Raw genomic sequence first — 13813 nt, forward strand, 5'->3', positions numbered from 1 at the left:
TATCCAGCACGCCATCGGGGCAGTTCTCATGTGCAGCCAGGCCACATCAGGTGCAGATCGAGAGGCCCTCTACAAGGAAATCACTTTCTGACCTGCTATTAGGGCATGCGAATGCAACTCACTGACAAAGTAATCATTATCACTGGCGGTTGCCAGGGTTTAGGCCGTTCGATGGCCGAGTATTTCGCAGGCTTAGGCGCGAAGCTGGCACTGGTCGATCTGAACCAGGAAAAGCTCGACGACACCGTCGCCGCATGCAAAGCCAAGGGCGTCGAGGCTCGCGCTTATCTGTGCAACGTCGCCAATGAAGAGCAAGTGACGCACATGGTTGCCCAGGTGGCCGAAGATTTCGGCGCGATCCATGGCCTGATCAACAACGCCGGGATCCTGCGCGATGGCCTGCTGATCAAGGTCAAGGACGGCGAAATGACCAAAATGAGCCTGGCCCAGTGGCAGGCCGTGATCGACGTCAACCTCACCGGCGTGTTCCTGTGCACCCGTGAAGTGGCGGCGAAAATGGTCGAGCTGAAAAACAGCGGCGCAATCATCAATATCTCGTCGATTTCCCGGGCCGGCAATGTGGGCCAGACCAACTACTCCGCCGCCAAGGCCGGTGTCGCCGCAGCGACCGTGACCTGGGCCAAGGAACTGGCGCGCTACGGTATTCGCGTGGCAGGCATTGCGCCGGGCTTTATCGAAACCGAGATGACGTTGGGGATGAAGCCGGAAGCGCTGGAGAAGATGACCGCCGGGATTCCGCTCAAGCGCATGGGCAAGCCGGACGAGATCGCCCATTCGGCGGCGTACATTTTCGAGAACGACTATTACACCGGCCGGATTCTGGAGATGGATGGCGGGTTGCGCATCTAACCGCCGTTGCAGGAGCCAGGCTTGCCGGCGAAGGCGTCATCAAGTCCGCTTTCGTCGGCAAGCCTGGCTCCTGCAAAAGATCATCAATCGTCGCTGATGGTGATATTCGGCATCGCCGGTGTCGCCGCTTCCTGCAACACGATCCGCGCGCCGACATGCCGCGCCAGTTCCTGATACACCATCGCAATCGGGCTGTCCGGCTCAGCGATCACCGTTGGCTTGCCGCCATCGGCCTGCTCGCGGATGGCCATCGCCAGTGGCAACGAGGCCAGCAGTTCGACGCCGTATTGGGTGGCCAGTTTTACCCCACCGCCCTCACCGAACAGATGCTCGGCATGGCCGCAGTTGGAGCAGATGTGCACGGCCATGTTTTCCACCACGCCCAGCACCGGAATGTTGACCTTGCGGAACATTTCCACGCCCTTGCGCGCGTCCAGCAGGGCCAGGTCTTGGGGCGTCGTCACGATGACAGCACCGGCCACCGGGACTTTCTGCGCCAGGGTCAACTGGATGTCACCGGTGCCTGGCGGCATGTCGATGACCAGGTAATCCAGGTCGCCCCACGCGGTCTGGGTCACCAGTTGCAACAGCGCACCGGAAACCATCGGCCCACGCCAGACCATCGGCGTGTTGTCGTCGGTCAGGAAGGCCATGGACATCACTTCGACGCCATGGGACTCGATCGGCACGAACCACTTCTGATCCTTGACCTTCGGTCGGGTGCCTTCGGGGATGCCAAACATGATGCCCTGGCTCGGACCGTAGATGTCCGCATCGAGAATCCCGACCTTGGCGCCTTCGCGGGCCAGGGCCAGGGCGAGGTTGGCGGCGGTGGTGGACTTGCCTACGCCACCCTTGCCGGAGGCCACGGCGACGACGTTCTTGACGTTGGCCAGGCCAGGGATCTGGGCCTGGGCCTTGTGCGCGGCGATCACGCTGGTGATCTCGACACGCGCGGTGACCACGCCGTCCAGCCCTTCAATCGCCATTTGCAGCAACTGTGCCCAGCCACTCTTGAACAGACCGGCGGCATAACCCAGTTCCAGCTGGACGCTGACGCGATCGCCCTGGATGTCGATGTTGCGCACGCACCCGGCGCTGACCGGATCCTGGTTCAGGTAAGGGTCGGTGTATTGACGAAGGACGGCTTCCACCGCCGCGCGATTGAGGGCGCTCATGGGCAACTCCGATAACAAGACTGGAAAATCAGGCGGGTATCCTACGCCGGACACGGATTTGTGGCGAACAGATTACTGTGGCTGGAGAGCTTCATGTGGCGAGGGGCTTGCCCCCGTTGGGTGGCGGAGCCGCCCCAGCTTTTTTTCTGACCGGGACACCTTCGCTTGCAGATTTTACGACTGCTTCGCAGGCGAACGGGGGCAAGCCCCTCGCCACAAAAGCACGTTTGTAACAATAAGCCCTTGGGGCTCGGGGGTGAAAAATATGCGCCAGCGCTTTATAGTGGCCGACCTCCGTTTCATCAAGTAGCCGAGCCCCATGTCCGAGCCACGCAAGATCCTCGTCACCAGCGCCCTGCCCTATGCCAATGGTTCGATCCATCTTGGCCACATGCTGGAATACATCCAGACCGACATGTGGGTGCGCTTCCAGAAGCACCGCGGCAATCAATGCATCTATGTCTGCGCCGACGACGCCCACGGTTCGGCCATCATGCTGCGCGCGGAAAAGGAAGGCATCACCCCGGAACAACTGATCGCCAACGTCCAGGCTGAACACAGCGCCGACTTTGCCGAGTTCCTGGTGGACTTCGACAACTTCCACTCCACTCACTCTGAAGAAAACCGTGAGCTGTCGAGCCAGATCTACCTGAAACTGCGCGACGCCGGGCACATCGCCCAGCGCTCGATCACGCAGTACTTCGACCCGGAAAAGAAAATGTTCCTGGCCGACCGCTTCATCAAGGGCACCTGCCCGAAATGCGGCACCGAAGACCAGTACGGCGACAACTGCGAAAAATGCGGTGCGACCTACGCCCCCACCGACCTGAAGGATCCGAAGTCGGCGATCTCTGGCGCCACCCCGGTGCTCAAGGATTCCCAGCACTTCTTCTTCAAGCTGCCGGACTTCCAGGAAATGCTGCAAGCCTGGACCCGTAGCGGCACCCTGCAAGACGCGGTCGCCAACAAGATCGCCGAATGGCTGGATGCCGGCCTGCAACAGTGGGACATCTCCCGCGATGCGCCGTACTTCGGTTTCGAGATTCCGGGCGAGCCGGGCAAGTATTTCTACGTGTGGCTGGACGCGCCAATCGGCTACATGGCCAGCTTCAAGAACCTGTGCGCCCGTCGTCCGGACCTGGACTTCGACGCGTTCTGGGCCAAGGATTCCACCGCCGAGCTCTACCACTTCATCGGCAAGGACATCGTCAATTTCCACGCCTTGTTCTGGCCAGCCATGCTCGAAGGCGCGGGTTTGCGCAAGCCGACCGGTATCAACGTGCACGGCTACCTGACCGTCAACGGTCAGAAAATGTCCAAGTCCCGGGGCACCTTCGTCAAGGCCCGGACCTACCTGGATCACCTGTCGCCGGAATACCTGCGCTACTACTACGCGGCCAAGCTGGGCCGTGGCGTCGACGACCTGGACCTGAACCTCGAAGACTTCGTGCAGAAGGTCAACTCCGACCTGGTGGGCAAAGTCGTCAACATCGCCAGCCGTTGCGCCGGTTTCATCCAGAAAGGCAATGCCGGGGTGCTGGTCGCGGGTAACGCCGCGCCGGAACTGACCGACGCCTTCCTGGCTGCCGCGCCAAGCATCGCCGATGCCTACGAGGCTCGCGACTTCGCCCGCGCCATGCGCGAAATCATGGGCCTGGCCGACCGTGCCAACGCCTGGATCGCCGACAAAGCACCGTGGTCGCTGAACAAACAGGAAGGCAAGCACGACGAAGTCCAGGCCATCTGCGCCCTGGGCATCAACCTGTTCCGCCAACTGGTGATCTTCCTCAAGCCCGTGCTGCCGCTGCTGGCCGCCGACGCCGAGGCGTTCCTCAACGTCGCGCCGCTGACCTGGAACGACCACGCCACGCTGCTGAGCAATCATCAGCTCAACGAGTTCAAACCGTTGATGACCCGCATCGACCCGGTAAAAGTGCAAGCCATGACCGACGCCTCGAAAGAAGACCTGACCGCCAGCGCCACCGATACCGGCGAAACTGCACCGGCCGGCAACGGCGAACTGGTCAAGGAACCGCTGTCGCCGGAGATCGAGTTCGACGCCTTTGCCGCCGTCGACCTGCGCGTGGCACTGATCCTCAAGGCCGAACACGTGGAAGGGGCCGACAAACTGCTGCGCCTGACCCTGGACATCGGTGACGAGCAACGCAACGTGTTCTCCGGGATCAAGAGTGCTTACCCGGATCCGTCCAAGCTCAATGGTCGCCTGACCATGATGATCGCCAACCTCAAGCCACGGAAAATGAAGTTCGGGATTTCCGAAGGCATGGTGATGGCGGCCGGCCCTGGCGGTGAAGAAATCTACCTGCTGAGCCCCGACAGCGGCGCCAAGCCGGGTCAGCGCATCAAGTAAGCGTCGATCTGCAAAACCGATCCCACAGTCGTGCCCGGCATGACTGTGGGATTTTCATGTCTGGCCCATACTGTTTCTCATGGCCGGCCTGATCTTGTAATTATCAGCCCAACGATATGTGGATACGGACGCTTAGGTAACCAGGTCATGACCGAACTGCTCCTTACGCTTATCAGCGCCGCCCTGATCAACAACCTCGTGTTGCAGTGGCCGCTGGGCGTCGATCCGCTGTTGGGTGCCGAACAGCGGCAGGTCCATGCGCTGGGCATGGCCACGGCGAGCCTGATGCTGATCGTCGGGATGCTCGGTTATGCGCTCTACCACTGGCTATTGGTGCCGTTGGAGCTGACGGCCCTGCGTCTGTTCGTGTTCCTGCCGCTGAGCGTTCTGCTGATCGCCCCGCTGCTGATGTTGCTGTCCCGATCATGTCCAAAACTGTCGTTCGAAGGCCTCTGGCCCTTGTTGCTCGGCAACGCTGGCGTACTCGGGCTGACCTTGCTCAACGCCCAGGATGACAAGGGATTTTTCCACGCCGCCGCCCTGAGCCTCGGCGCCGGTCTGGGCTTCTGGCTGGTACTGATTCTGTTCAGCGACTTGTGCCAGCGCACGCGTGACAACGATGTTCCCCTGCCCTTTCGTGGCTTGCCGATCCAGTTGATCGGCGCCGGACTGATCGCAGTGGCCTTTCTCGGATTCAGTGGACTGATCAAAACATGAGTCTGATTCAACGCATCGACGCCCTCTTGCCGCAAACCCAATGCGGCAAGTGCGGCCACCCCGGATGCAAGCCCTACGCCGAAGGCATCGCCAGTGGCGAGTCGATCAACAAGTGCCCGCCGGGCGGCAGCGAAACCATCGCCGCCCTGGCCGACTTGCTGAAAGTCCCGGTGCTGGAACTGGACACCAGTCGCGGCTCGGCCCCGGCGCAGATTGCCTACATCCGCGAAGCCGAATGCATCGGCTGCACCAAGTGCATCCAGGCCTGCCCGGTGGACGCCATCGTTGGTGCGGCGAAACTGATGCACACGGTGATCGTCGATGAATGCACCGGTTGCGACCTGTGCGTGGCGCCGTGCCCGGTGGACTGCATCGAGATGCGCCCGCTGCCGTTGGCCTCGGTGCTGCCGATTGTCGGCGGCCTGGCGTTCAGCCTTGAAGAACAACGGGCCCGGGCCACCAAGCGCAACCGTGCACGGCGGCGTTTCGAACAGCGCAATGCTCGGTTGCAACGTGAAGAACAACAGAAAGTCACCGAGCGCCAGGCCCGCGCCCAACGTGCCGCACAACCCAGCGAAGTGACGGTCAATCCGGTACAGGCCGCCCTTGAGCGGGTCCGTGCGCAGAAAACCGCGACGGCTGACGCGGCGTTGAAAAAGGCCAAGATCGATCTGGCGATGAGTCGGGCGCAATTGAACAAATCGCTCAAGGCCTTCGGCCATCCACCGACCTTCGAGCAACAATCGCAACTGATCGTGCTGCAACAACAGTTCGAAGCCGCCGAGCAGGCGCTGGCCCAACTGGAAAGCACCGCGCCACCCGCCCCGGCACCGGGTGCCCCGGCGAAAGATGCGGACCTGAAACGGGCGAAAATCCAGCTGGCCATGCGCCGCGCAGAGCTGAAAAAAGCGCAAACCAGCGAAACCCCGGCGCAGCAGATTGAAGCGTTGGAGAAGGCGTTGAAGAGTGCCGAACAAGCCTTGCACGAGGCCGAAGCGGTCAGCGATCAACCGTTGCCGGACCTGGTGCGCGTCGAAAAACGCCCGATCGACAGCCAGCTTCGACAGCTGAAAACCGAATTGGCCTATGCCCGCGCCGACGTCAGCAAACTTGAACGTCGGGGCGATACGCCTGCCGAGTTGTTGGACAAGGCACGCACCCGACTCTTGGAAGCCGAACGTCTGATGGAGGCCTATGTCGCCCCTTGAATCGGTGGACGAACGCCTTCAGCAGGCCATGAAGCGGGTATTGCTGGCCACCCTTCCGGGGGTGCTGGCGCTGTTTTGGCTGTATGGCTGGGGCGTATTGATCAACCTGATTCTGACGGCCGTGACGGCGCTGGCGGTCGAGGCCGCCGTGCTGAAGTTGCGCCAGCGCCCGCTCAAGCCGACCTTGAGCGACGGCAGTGCCTTGGTCACGGCGACGCTGCTGGCGCTGGCCTTGCCGCCCTATTGCCCGTGGTGGCTGACGGTCAGTGCGGCGGCCGCCGCGCTGCTGTTCGGTAAACATGTGTATGGCGGTGTCGGCAAGAACCCTTTCAACCCGGCCATGCTCGGTTTCGCCCTGATGCTGGTGACCTTTCCCCAACTGATGACGCATTGGCCATCGTCCCATGGCATGGACCTGCTCGGCGGTCTGTCCCAGGTGTTCGGCTTCAGTTTCAGTCAGACCCCGGATGCGTGGGTGCAGGCCACGGCGCTGGACAGCCTGCGCATCAACAAAAGCCTGACCATGGATGAGCTGTTCGCCGGCAACCCGGCGTTCGGGCATTTCGGCGGTCGCGGTGTGGAATGGGTGAACCTGGCGTTTCTGGCCGGTGGTGCGTTTCTGCTGCAGCAACGGGTATTCAGCTGGCATGCGCCGGTGGGCATGCTCGCCAGCCTGTTCGTCATCAGCCTGGTGTGCTGGAACGGCTCGGGCTCCGACTCCCATGGTTCGCCACTGTTTCATCTGCTCACCGGCGCGAGCATGCTCGGTGCGTTCTTTATCGTCACGGAACCGGTGTCCGGCGCCAAAAGCCCCACGGCCCGACTGTTGTTCGGCGTAGGAGTGGGACTACTGACCTACCTGATTCGAACCTGGGGCGGCTATCCGGACGGCGTGGCTTTTGCCGTGCTGCTGATGAACCTCTGCGTGCCGGCACTGGAGCGATGTGTCGCCGCCCGGCAGGAGCGAACCGCACCATGAACCGGGCGACCAGCGTTGTGATCCTGGTGTTATTGGCCGGTCTTGGAACCGGCGCGACCTACCTGGTGCAACACACCAGCGCGACGCGCATTGCCGCTGAACAGCGCCTGATCGACAGTCGCACGCTGCTGGATATGTTGCCGCCCGACAGCTACGACAACCAACCCCTGGAACAACCACTCGCCGTTGAAAACATCCCGCTGGGCAACAGCACGTTGCTGGGGGGTTACCGGGCGACCAAGTCCGGCCAGCCCAGCGCCGTGTTGCTGCGCAGCCAGACCCTGGGTTACACCAGCGCCATCGAATTGCTGATCGCCATCGACGCCAATGGCAAGCTGCTGGGGGTCAAAACCCTCAAGCAGGCAGAGACACCGGGCCTCGGCGGTCGTCTCGCCGATTGGCCGAATGTCTGGCTGCACCTCTTTACCGGCAAGTCACGCACCGAACCCGCGGACAATGGCTGGGCGTTGAAAAAGGATCAGGGGCAATTCGATCAAATGGCCGGGGCGACCACGACGTCAAGAGCCGTGATCAATGCGATTCATGATGCGTTGCGCTACTTCGATGAACATCGGCAACCGCTGCTGGGGAGTGGCTCCCATGAATAAGGCGTCTGTGCAGAACTCACTGATGCTGGCGCCACTGATCGGCGCCAGCGGCTCCTTGATGACTGCGCTGGGACTGTGGCTGATGTTCGTGGTGGTGATTGCGGCCTATGGCGTCGCAATGGGCCCGTTGCGCGCCCGACTTGCCCCATGGGCACGCCTGCCCGCCGGCGTCCTGCTGGCGGCCACGCTGACCAGTTGCACCGAACTCGCCGGGCAAGCCTGGTCGTTGCAATGGCAGCAACATCTGGGGTTGTATGCGGCGCTTATCGCATTGCAATGTGTGGTGCTGGACAACAATGACTTTTTCCAGAGTCCCTGGCGTGATCGTCTACGCCTGTGTGGCCTGTTCGGCGCGCTGATGGTGGGCCTGGGCCTGCTGCGCGAACTCATCGGCAACGGCACCCTCGGCGCTCATCTGACCTGGCTGACCGGCGGGTTGGATTGGCCCGGCATCGTTCTGACCGCCGACGGCGGCCTGCGCCTGGCCACCTTGGCGCCTGGCGGATTTATTCTGCTGGGGCTATTGATCGCCGGGTGGCAAGCCTGGCCGCGTCCAACGCCCTCAAACTGACCGCTTTCGAGGAAACGCATCACCCATGAATGCCGCAAAACGTTACGAAATCTTCCGCAGGCTGCACGAAGACAACCCGGAGCCGAAGACCGAGCTGGCCTATTCCTCTGCGTTCGAACTGCTGATCGCGGTGATTCTGTCGGCGCAATCCACCGATGTCGGCGTCAACAAGGCCACGGCAAAACTCTATCCGGTAGCCAATACTCCGGCGGCAATTTATGCCCTGGGCGTCGAAGGGCTGACGGAGTACATCAAGACCATCGGCCTGTTCAACAGCAAGGCCAAGAACGTGATTGAAACCTGCCGCTTGCTGGTGGAGCGCCACGGCGGGGAAGTCCCGCAGACCCGCGAGGCGCTGGAAGCGCTACCCGGCGTTGGCCGCAAGACCGCCAACGTGGTGCTCAATACGGCATTCCGCCAGCTGACCATGGCGGTGGACACCCATATTTTCCGGGTCAGCAACCGTACCGGCATTGCCCCTGGCAAAAATGTGGTGGAGGTGGAGAACAAGCTGATGAAGTTCGTGCCCAAGGTGTTTCTACTCGACTCCCACCACTGGCTGATCCTCCACGGGCGCTACGTGTGCCTGGCCCGCAAGCCCCGCTGCGGCAGTTGCCGGATCGAAGACTTGTGCGAATACAAGCAAAAGACCTCGGACGATTGAGGCGCTATTAGAATTATTGATTCACCGATTGAAAAAATCTTTTTTACCCGCCGGGAGAATGTCGATATAAGGAGCGCCAAAGGCAGTCTTAGCCTGGAGTAACAAAATGAGCACTGGCAAAGAGCAATTGGACGTAGAAGACGACTTCGCCCCCGTTGAAGCCGATGACGCTGAACCGGTGGTTGAGGTAGCAAAAACCAACCTGAGCAAGCGCCGCACCATCGACAATCTGCTGGAGGAGCGCCGACTGCAAAAGCAATTGGCCGACTACGATTTTGATTTATGACACCTAAAAGCCTCCCGAAACGGAGGCTTTTTACTTTAAGTCGTCACACCAGGCCATTACGCTGGGCCAGTTCGATCAAGTCCACCAGCGACCGCGCATTAAGCTTCAACAACAACCGGGTCTTGTAAGTACTGACGGTCTTGTTGCTGAGGAACATCCCATCGGCAATCTCCTTGTTTGTCTTCCCTCGGGCCAGTTGTTGCAACACCATCATTTCCCGTCCCGACAAACGATCCACCATATCGGCTTCACTGGCATTGCCCAGACTGGACCGTACCGTATGCAATGCTTGATTGGGAAAGTAACTGTAGCCTGACAATACCGCCTTGATAGCACTCAGTAATTCGGTGAGGTCTTGTTGTTTGCAAACATAGCCGGCGGCACCCGACTGCATGCACCGCATCGAAAAATGCCCCGGTGCCTGGGAGGTCAGCACTAACACTTTCAACGGCAACGCTACGGAGGTCAGGCGGGCAATCACTTCCAACCCATCCAGTTTCGGTATTCCAATATCCAGAATGACAATATCCGGCATATGTTCACGCGCAAGTTGCAATGCATCCACACCATTATCTGTTTCTGCGATGACTTCGTAGCCATGACGCTCCATTAGCAAACGCACCGCAAGTCGAATGACGGGGTGATCATCCACGATCAGCACTTTATTCATGGGCAAGTCCAATTTTCGCTGTTCGAATTTTTAGAGCCCGCACAATAGCCTAGTCGTTTCACCCATGGCATGCCGCCACCCCCAAGCATCCGCACCGAGAGACATCCCCTACAAGCAACGCGGATTATTCCTACAAAAAAACCTTGAATTTAAGGCACATGAAACCGTGAAATCCTTAAGTACGCTCAACATCGGGTGTCTTTTTTGTTTCGCCTTACAACCAATACCGCGCATTACCGACAACCGCACAACCCACCCCGCCTTTATTGCCTTCGGCGCCAGTCCTGATAGTAACTAACATTGTGAATATCAATCCCTGTCACACAACGCCAATCGCCAACGATCTACCCACGCTTGAAGAAATGAACACACCCCCTCTAAAACTTTTGAAACAAGAACGCCCAACATCCAAAAACCATGAGCACTACAGTTACTCTATATGACCACAACCTATTATTCGGAACGGACTCTCATTAAAATCAAATACCTTAAAAAGCCAACAACCTTACTCCCGACAAACACGTTTATCCACACGAGAAAAAGACATTACCTTATGAGCAAAAAACATGAAAAAACTCCAAAAGAAAATCACGAACCCAATGACCATCATTGCTATTTTTGCAGCGATCTCAGAAACCTCTGCCGCGATCTCCCTACCCTTTCTAGATAGCGACGAAAGAGAAATTTATGTCTGGTTCCTGATCAGTTTTCCGTTCTATTTACTCTTTCTTTTTTTTCTCACACTCAACTTCAACTATCGATCGCTGTACGCGCCTTCCGATTTTGGAAAAGACAAGTACTTCGTCAAAGTCATCGATAACGCCGGGCGTTCTGAAAACAGAAAAAGTCCACGCCCGAACGACGCTCCAGCGAAACCGAAAGGCGCCGTGATCACGTCGACCTATGAACGTCCCCTGCCCGGCTTTTCGAACCGGCGCCGAGGGTTTCACTGGTTCCGGACTGCGCAGGATCCGCCGGCCCGCATCCATCTGCAAACAAGCATCCGGGTTCTACACAGCCTCTATTTGCCGGGAGAGCTGAAGGATTTGAGCATCATTGATACGCGCGGTATGCACACACAGGTGGATGTCACTGCCCTGATGGAAAAAATCCGTCAACCACGCAACCACGCCACGAAAGTGATCGTGTTTCTGGCTTGCAGCCAATCGGAGCAGTTACTGAAGGAAGACACCACACACAGAAGCAAAGGCGCTTGCGAGACCTTATGCGTTGTTTACAACTTGAACTCACAGGACGTGACAGTGCTGGATCAAACGCTTGATGCGTGACCAGAAGAAGTTAATAACTTGAGTAGAAACGAGATAAGCGATGGCAACGAAATGCCAGGCGTAACCACCATTGAAGCTGTGGCCCCGTCGACGACAGGGCCACAGCTTCAATTACTGCGGCAAAGGTCTCAGAACAGCTTGCGACCCTTGTTGGCTGCAATGCGCATGCGCAAGGCATTGAGCTTGATGAAGCCCGCCGCGTCAGCCTGGTTGTAGGCGCCGCCATCTTCTTCGAAGGTGGCAATGTTGGCGTCGAACAACGATTCATCGGATTTGCGACCGGTGACGATCACGTTGCCTTTGTACAGTTTCAGGCGCACGACGCCATTCACATGGACTTGGGACGCATCGATCATCTGTTGCAGCATCAGACGCTCAGGGCTCCACCAGTAACCGGTGTAGATCAGGCTGGCGTATTTCGGCATCAGCTCGTCTTTGAGGTGAGCCACTTCGCGGTCCAGGGTGATCGATTCGATCGCACGGTGCGCGCGCAGCATGATGGTGCCGCCCGGGGTTTCGTAGCAGCCACGGGACTTCATGCCCACGTAGCGGTTTTCAACGATGTCCAGACGGCCGATGCCGTGTTCGCCACCGATTTTGTTCAGCGTCGCCAGCACGGTGGCCGGGGTCATTTCGACGCCGTCCAGCGCGACGATGTCGCCGTTGCGGTAGGTCAGTTCCAGGTACTGCGCTTTATCAGGAGCGTTCTCCGGGGAGACGGTCCATTTCCACATGTCTTCTTCGTGCTCGGTCCAGGTGTCTTCCAGCACGCCGCCTTCATAGGAGATGTGCAGCAGGTTGGCATCCATCGAGTACGGGGATTTTTTCTTGCCGTGGCGCTCGATCGGGATGTTGTGCTTTTCAGCATAATCCATCAGCTTTTCACGGGAGAGCAGGTCCCACTCGCGCCAAGGGGCGATCACTTTCACGCCTGGCTTGAGTGCGTAGGCGCCGAGCTCGAAACGCACCTGGTCGTTGCCCTTGCCGGTGGCGCCGTGGGAAATGGCGTCAGCGCCGGTTTCGTTGGCGATTTCGATCAGGCGTTTGGCGATCAACGGACGAGCGATGGAAGTACCCAGCAGGTACTCGCCTTCGTAAACGGTGTTGGCACGGAACATCGGGAACACGAAATCACGCACGAATTCTTCGCGCAGATCGTCGATGTAGATTTCTTTTACGCCCATGGCCTGAGCCTTGGCGCGGGCCGGTTCGACCTCTTCGCCCTGACCCAGGTCAGCGGTGAAGGTCACCACTTCACAGTTATAAGTATCCTGCAGCCACTTGAGGATCACCGAAGTGTCCAGGCCGCCGGAATACGCCAGAACGACCTTGTTTACGTCCGCCATGCCATCACTCCACGGGGTTTACGGAAAGCCGTGAAGTCTACCGCTCATACGAAATAATTTACAGTACCGCGACAGCTTATGACGACGAAGCGACAGATTCTTACGAGGGCGCGACGATGACCCGCGAGTCAGGATGTGTGCGCGGCACTCGCGGCAGAGGCTGATTGCGGGGCCGGCTTGTCGGTCGGCGCGACGCGCTCCAGGCGAACCGCGACCCGGCGATTCTTTGCCCGGTTGGCGGCATTGGTGTTCGGCACCAATGGGTAGCGCTCACCGTGGAAACGCATGGTGATCTGCGATTCCTGAAAGCCATTGGCCTTGAAGAAGTCCATCACCGCCAGCGCCCGGCGGCGTGACAGTTCGCGATTGGTCAGGCGATTGCCGCTGTTGTCGGAGTGCCCGTCGAGCTCGATGTGATTGACCGTCGGATCGGCTTTCATAAACTCCAGCATCACCTGCAACCTGGCCTTGGCTTGCGGATCAAGGTCAAAGCCTTCGCCGGGAAAACCGATCTCGGACTGTTTCACCTGTTCGAAATTCTGCGGCAACAGCTTGGCTACACAACCCTGATAGTCACTGAACGCCTTGTTGAACTTGACCGGCAGCAAACGCACTTCAGACACTCGACCATCGCCGGAAGCGCGGCGAATGACCGGGCTGCGGCCGTCCATCAAGCCATTGATCAAACGCCCGGCCTGCACCTGAGAACTGTTGAACAGCACATTGCCGCTGCCAATGTTGACCGACCCCAGGTTGATGTCGCCACGCCCCGGTTGCCAAGGCGCAGCGGCCGCGAGCAAGGTCGCGGAACCGCCGCCGATCACCGAGTTGTAGGCCTTGAGGCGAAAGATCGCTTGCTCGCCGGCACGACGCACGAATTCACCGGAACCGAAATCGGTCACCGGCTGGGTCAGGCGGCATTCGAATTTGTCACCTTCGACCGTCCACTCGATGCTCTCCAGACGGGTCTGGAAAGTGAGCGCCATCGCGGGAAGGCTGGCAAACACACTGAGCAAGGCTAAATAACGCTGGCGCACGGGAGGCTCCACTGGCTTC

General features: G+C 59.2%; 13 protein-coding genes and 1 pseudogene. 10 read left to right on the forward strand and 4 right to left on the reverse strand.

Translation table 11 applies throughout. The annotated features are described in order from the left end of the window. Positions 1–111: 111 nt before the first annotated feature. Positions 112–870: an SDR family oxidoreductase gene (locus FQ192_RS07175; protein WP_149657972.1), complete on the forward strand. Its 759-nt coding sequence runs from the start codon at positions 112–114 to the stop codon at positions 868–870. Positions 871–953: 83 nt separating this feature from the next. Here FQ192_RS07175 and apbC read toward each other — a convergent pair whose 3' ends face one another. Then, positions 954–2048: an iron-sulfur cluster carrier protein ApbC gene (gene apbC / locus FQ192_RS07180; RefSeq protein ID WP_149657973.1), complete on the reverse strand. Its 1095-nt coding sequence runs from the start codon at positions 2046–2048 to the stop codon at positions 954–956. Positions 2049–2367: 319 nt separating this feature from the next. Here apbC and metG point away from each other — a divergent pair, with 319 nt between their 5' ends. The 8 genes and pseudogenes from metG (at position 2368) to FQ192_RS07225 (ending at position 9452) form a co-directional block, all read left to right on the forward strand. Beyond that, entirely contained in the window at positions 2368–4419 is a 2052-nt protein-coding gene (gene metG / locus FQ192_RS07190) for a methionine--tRNA ligase (RefSeq protein ID WP_149657975.1), read from the forward strand. Between the two features lie 147 nt (positions 4420–4566). After that, positions 4567–5136, forward strand: coding sequence for an electron transport complex protein RnfA (locus tag FQ192_RS07195; RefSeq protein ID WP_149657976.1), 570 nt, complete (start codon positions 4567–4569; stop codon positions 5134–5136). Between the two features lie 17 nt (positions 5137–5153). Further along, positions 5154–5528, forward strand: a pseudogene (rsxB, locus tag FQ192_RS34975) (electron transport complex subunit RsxB); the annotation flags it as partial. An 802-nt stretch (positions 5529–6330) separates the two neighbouring features. Then, entirely contained in the window at positions 6331–7323 is a 993-nt protein-coding gene (locus tag FQ192_RS07205; RefSeq protein WP_149657978.1) for an RnfABCDGE type electron transport complex subunit D, read from the forward strand. Continuing rightward, positions 7320–7931, forward strand: coding sequence for an RnfABCDGE type electron transport complex subunit G (locus FQ192_RS07210; RefSeq protein ID WP_149657979.1), 612 nt, complete (start codon positions 7320–7322; stop codon positions 7929–7931). The genes FQ192_RS07205 and FQ192_RS07210 overlap by 4 nt, the downstream gene beginning before the upstream one ends. After that, positions 7924–8502 (forward strand): Rnf-Nqr domain containing protein, encoded by a 579-nt coding sequence (locus tag FQ192_RS07215; RefSeq protein WP_149657980.1) that lies wholly within the window; start codon positions 7924–7926, stop codon positions 8500–8502. The genes FQ192_RS07210 and FQ192_RS07215 overlap by 8 nt, the downstream gene beginning before the upstream one ends. A gap of 25 nt (positions 8503–8527) precedes the next feature. Next, positions 8528–9166: an endonuclease III gene (gene nth / locus FQ192_RS07220; protein ID WP_149657981.1), complete on the forward strand. Its 639-nt coding sequence runs from the start codon at positions 8528–8530 to the stop codon at positions 9164–9166. Positions 9167–9272: 106 nt separating this feature from the next. Next, a complete protein-coding gene (locus tag FQ192_RS07225; protein WP_149657982.1) occupies positions 9273–9452 on the forward strand; it encodes a PA3496 family putative envelope integrity protein in 180 nt (59 codons plus the stop codon). 43 nt (positions 9453–9495) lie between these two features. On the opposite strand, the gene FQ192_RS07230 is transcribed toward FQ192_RS07225, so the two are convergent. Further along, positions 9496–10122 (reverse strand): response regulator transcription factor, encoded by a 627-nt coding sequence (locus FQ192_RS07230; protein WP_054045186.1) that lies wholly within the window; start codon positions 10120–10122, stop codon positions 9496–9498. A 566-nt stretch (positions 10123–10688) separates the two neighbouring features. On the opposite strand from FQ192_RS07230, the gene FQ192_RS07235 reads away from it, so the two are divergent. After that, positions 10689–11411, forward strand: a complete 723-nt coding sequence (locus tag FQ192_RS07235; RefSeq protein ID WP_149657983.1) for a hypothetical protein — start codon at positions 10689–10691, stop codon at positions 11409–11411. A 128-nt stretch (positions 11412–11539) separates the two neighbouring features. Here FQ192_RS07235 and FQ192_RS07240 read toward each other — a convergent pair whose 3' ends face one another. Together FQ192_RS07240 and FQ192_RS07245 are read right to left on the reverse strand one after the other, a co-directional pair. Beyond that, positions 11540–12757: an argininosuccinate synthase gene (locus FQ192_RS07240; RefSeq protein WP_133840112.1), complete on the reverse strand. Its 1218-nt coding sequence runs from the start codon at positions 12755–12757 to the stop codon at positions 11540–11542. A 128-nt stretch (positions 12758–12885) separates the two neighbouring features. Then, positions 12886–13794: an OmpA family protein gene (locus tag FQ192_RS07245; protein WP_149657984.1), complete on the reverse strand. Its 909-nt coding sequence runs from the start codon at positions 13792–13794 to the stop codon at positions 12886–12888. Positions 13795–13813: the final 19 nt, after the last annotated feature.

It is taken from the genome of Pseudomonas sp. ANT_J12, from assembly GCF_008370045.1.
Lineage (GTDB): Bacteria > Pseudomonadota > Gammaproteobacteria > Pseudomonadales > Pseudomonadaceae > Aquipseudomonas.

Coding starts and splice junctions, on each gene's coding strand:
- FQ192_RS07240 (WP_133840112.1), bottom strand. CDS start 12,757: ATGGCGGACGTAAACAAGGTCGTTCTGGCGTATTCCGGCGGCCTGGAC.
- FQ192_RS07225 (WP_149657982.1), top strand. CDS start 9,273: ATGAGCACTGGCAAAGAGCAATTGGACGTAGAAGACGACTTCGCCCCC.
- FQ192_RS07205 (WP_149657978.1), top strand. CDS start 6,331: ATGTCGCCCCTTGAATCGGTGGACGAACGCCTTCAGCAGGCCATGAAG.
- FQ192_RS07210 (WP_149657979.1), top strand. CDS start 7,320: ATGAACCGGGCGACCAGCGTTGTGATCCTGGTGTTATTGGCCGGTCTT.
- FQ192_RS07215 (WP_149657980.1), top strand. CDS start 7,924: ATGAATAAGGCGTCTGTGCAGAACTCACTGATGCTGGCGCCACTGATC.
- apbC (WP_149657973.1), bottom strand. CDS start 2,048: ATGAGCGCCCTCAATCGCGCGGCGGTGGAAGCCGTCCTTCGTCAATAC.
- metG (WP_149657975.1), top strand. CDS start 2,368: ATGTCCGAGCCACGCAAGATCCTCGTCACCAGCGCCCTGCCCTATGCC.
- nth (WP_149657981.1), top strand. CDS start 8,528: ATGAATGCCGCAAAACGTTACGAAATCTTCCGCAGGCTGCACGAAGAC.
- FQ192_RS07175 (WP_149657972.1), top strand. CDS start 112: ATGCAACTCACTGACAAAGTAATCATTATCACTGGCGGTTGCCAGGGT.
- FQ192_RS07235 (WP_149657983.1), top strand. CDS start 10,689: ATGAAAAAACTCCAAAAGAAAATCACGAACCCAATGACCATCATTGCT.
- FQ192_RS07230 (WP_054045186.1), bottom strand. CDS start 10,122: ATGAATAAAGTGCTGATCGTGGATGATCACCCCGTCATTCGACTTGCG.
- FQ192_RS07195 (WP_149657976.1), top strand. CDS start 4,567: ATGACCGAACTGCTCCTTACGCTTATCAGCGCCGCCCTGATCAACAAC.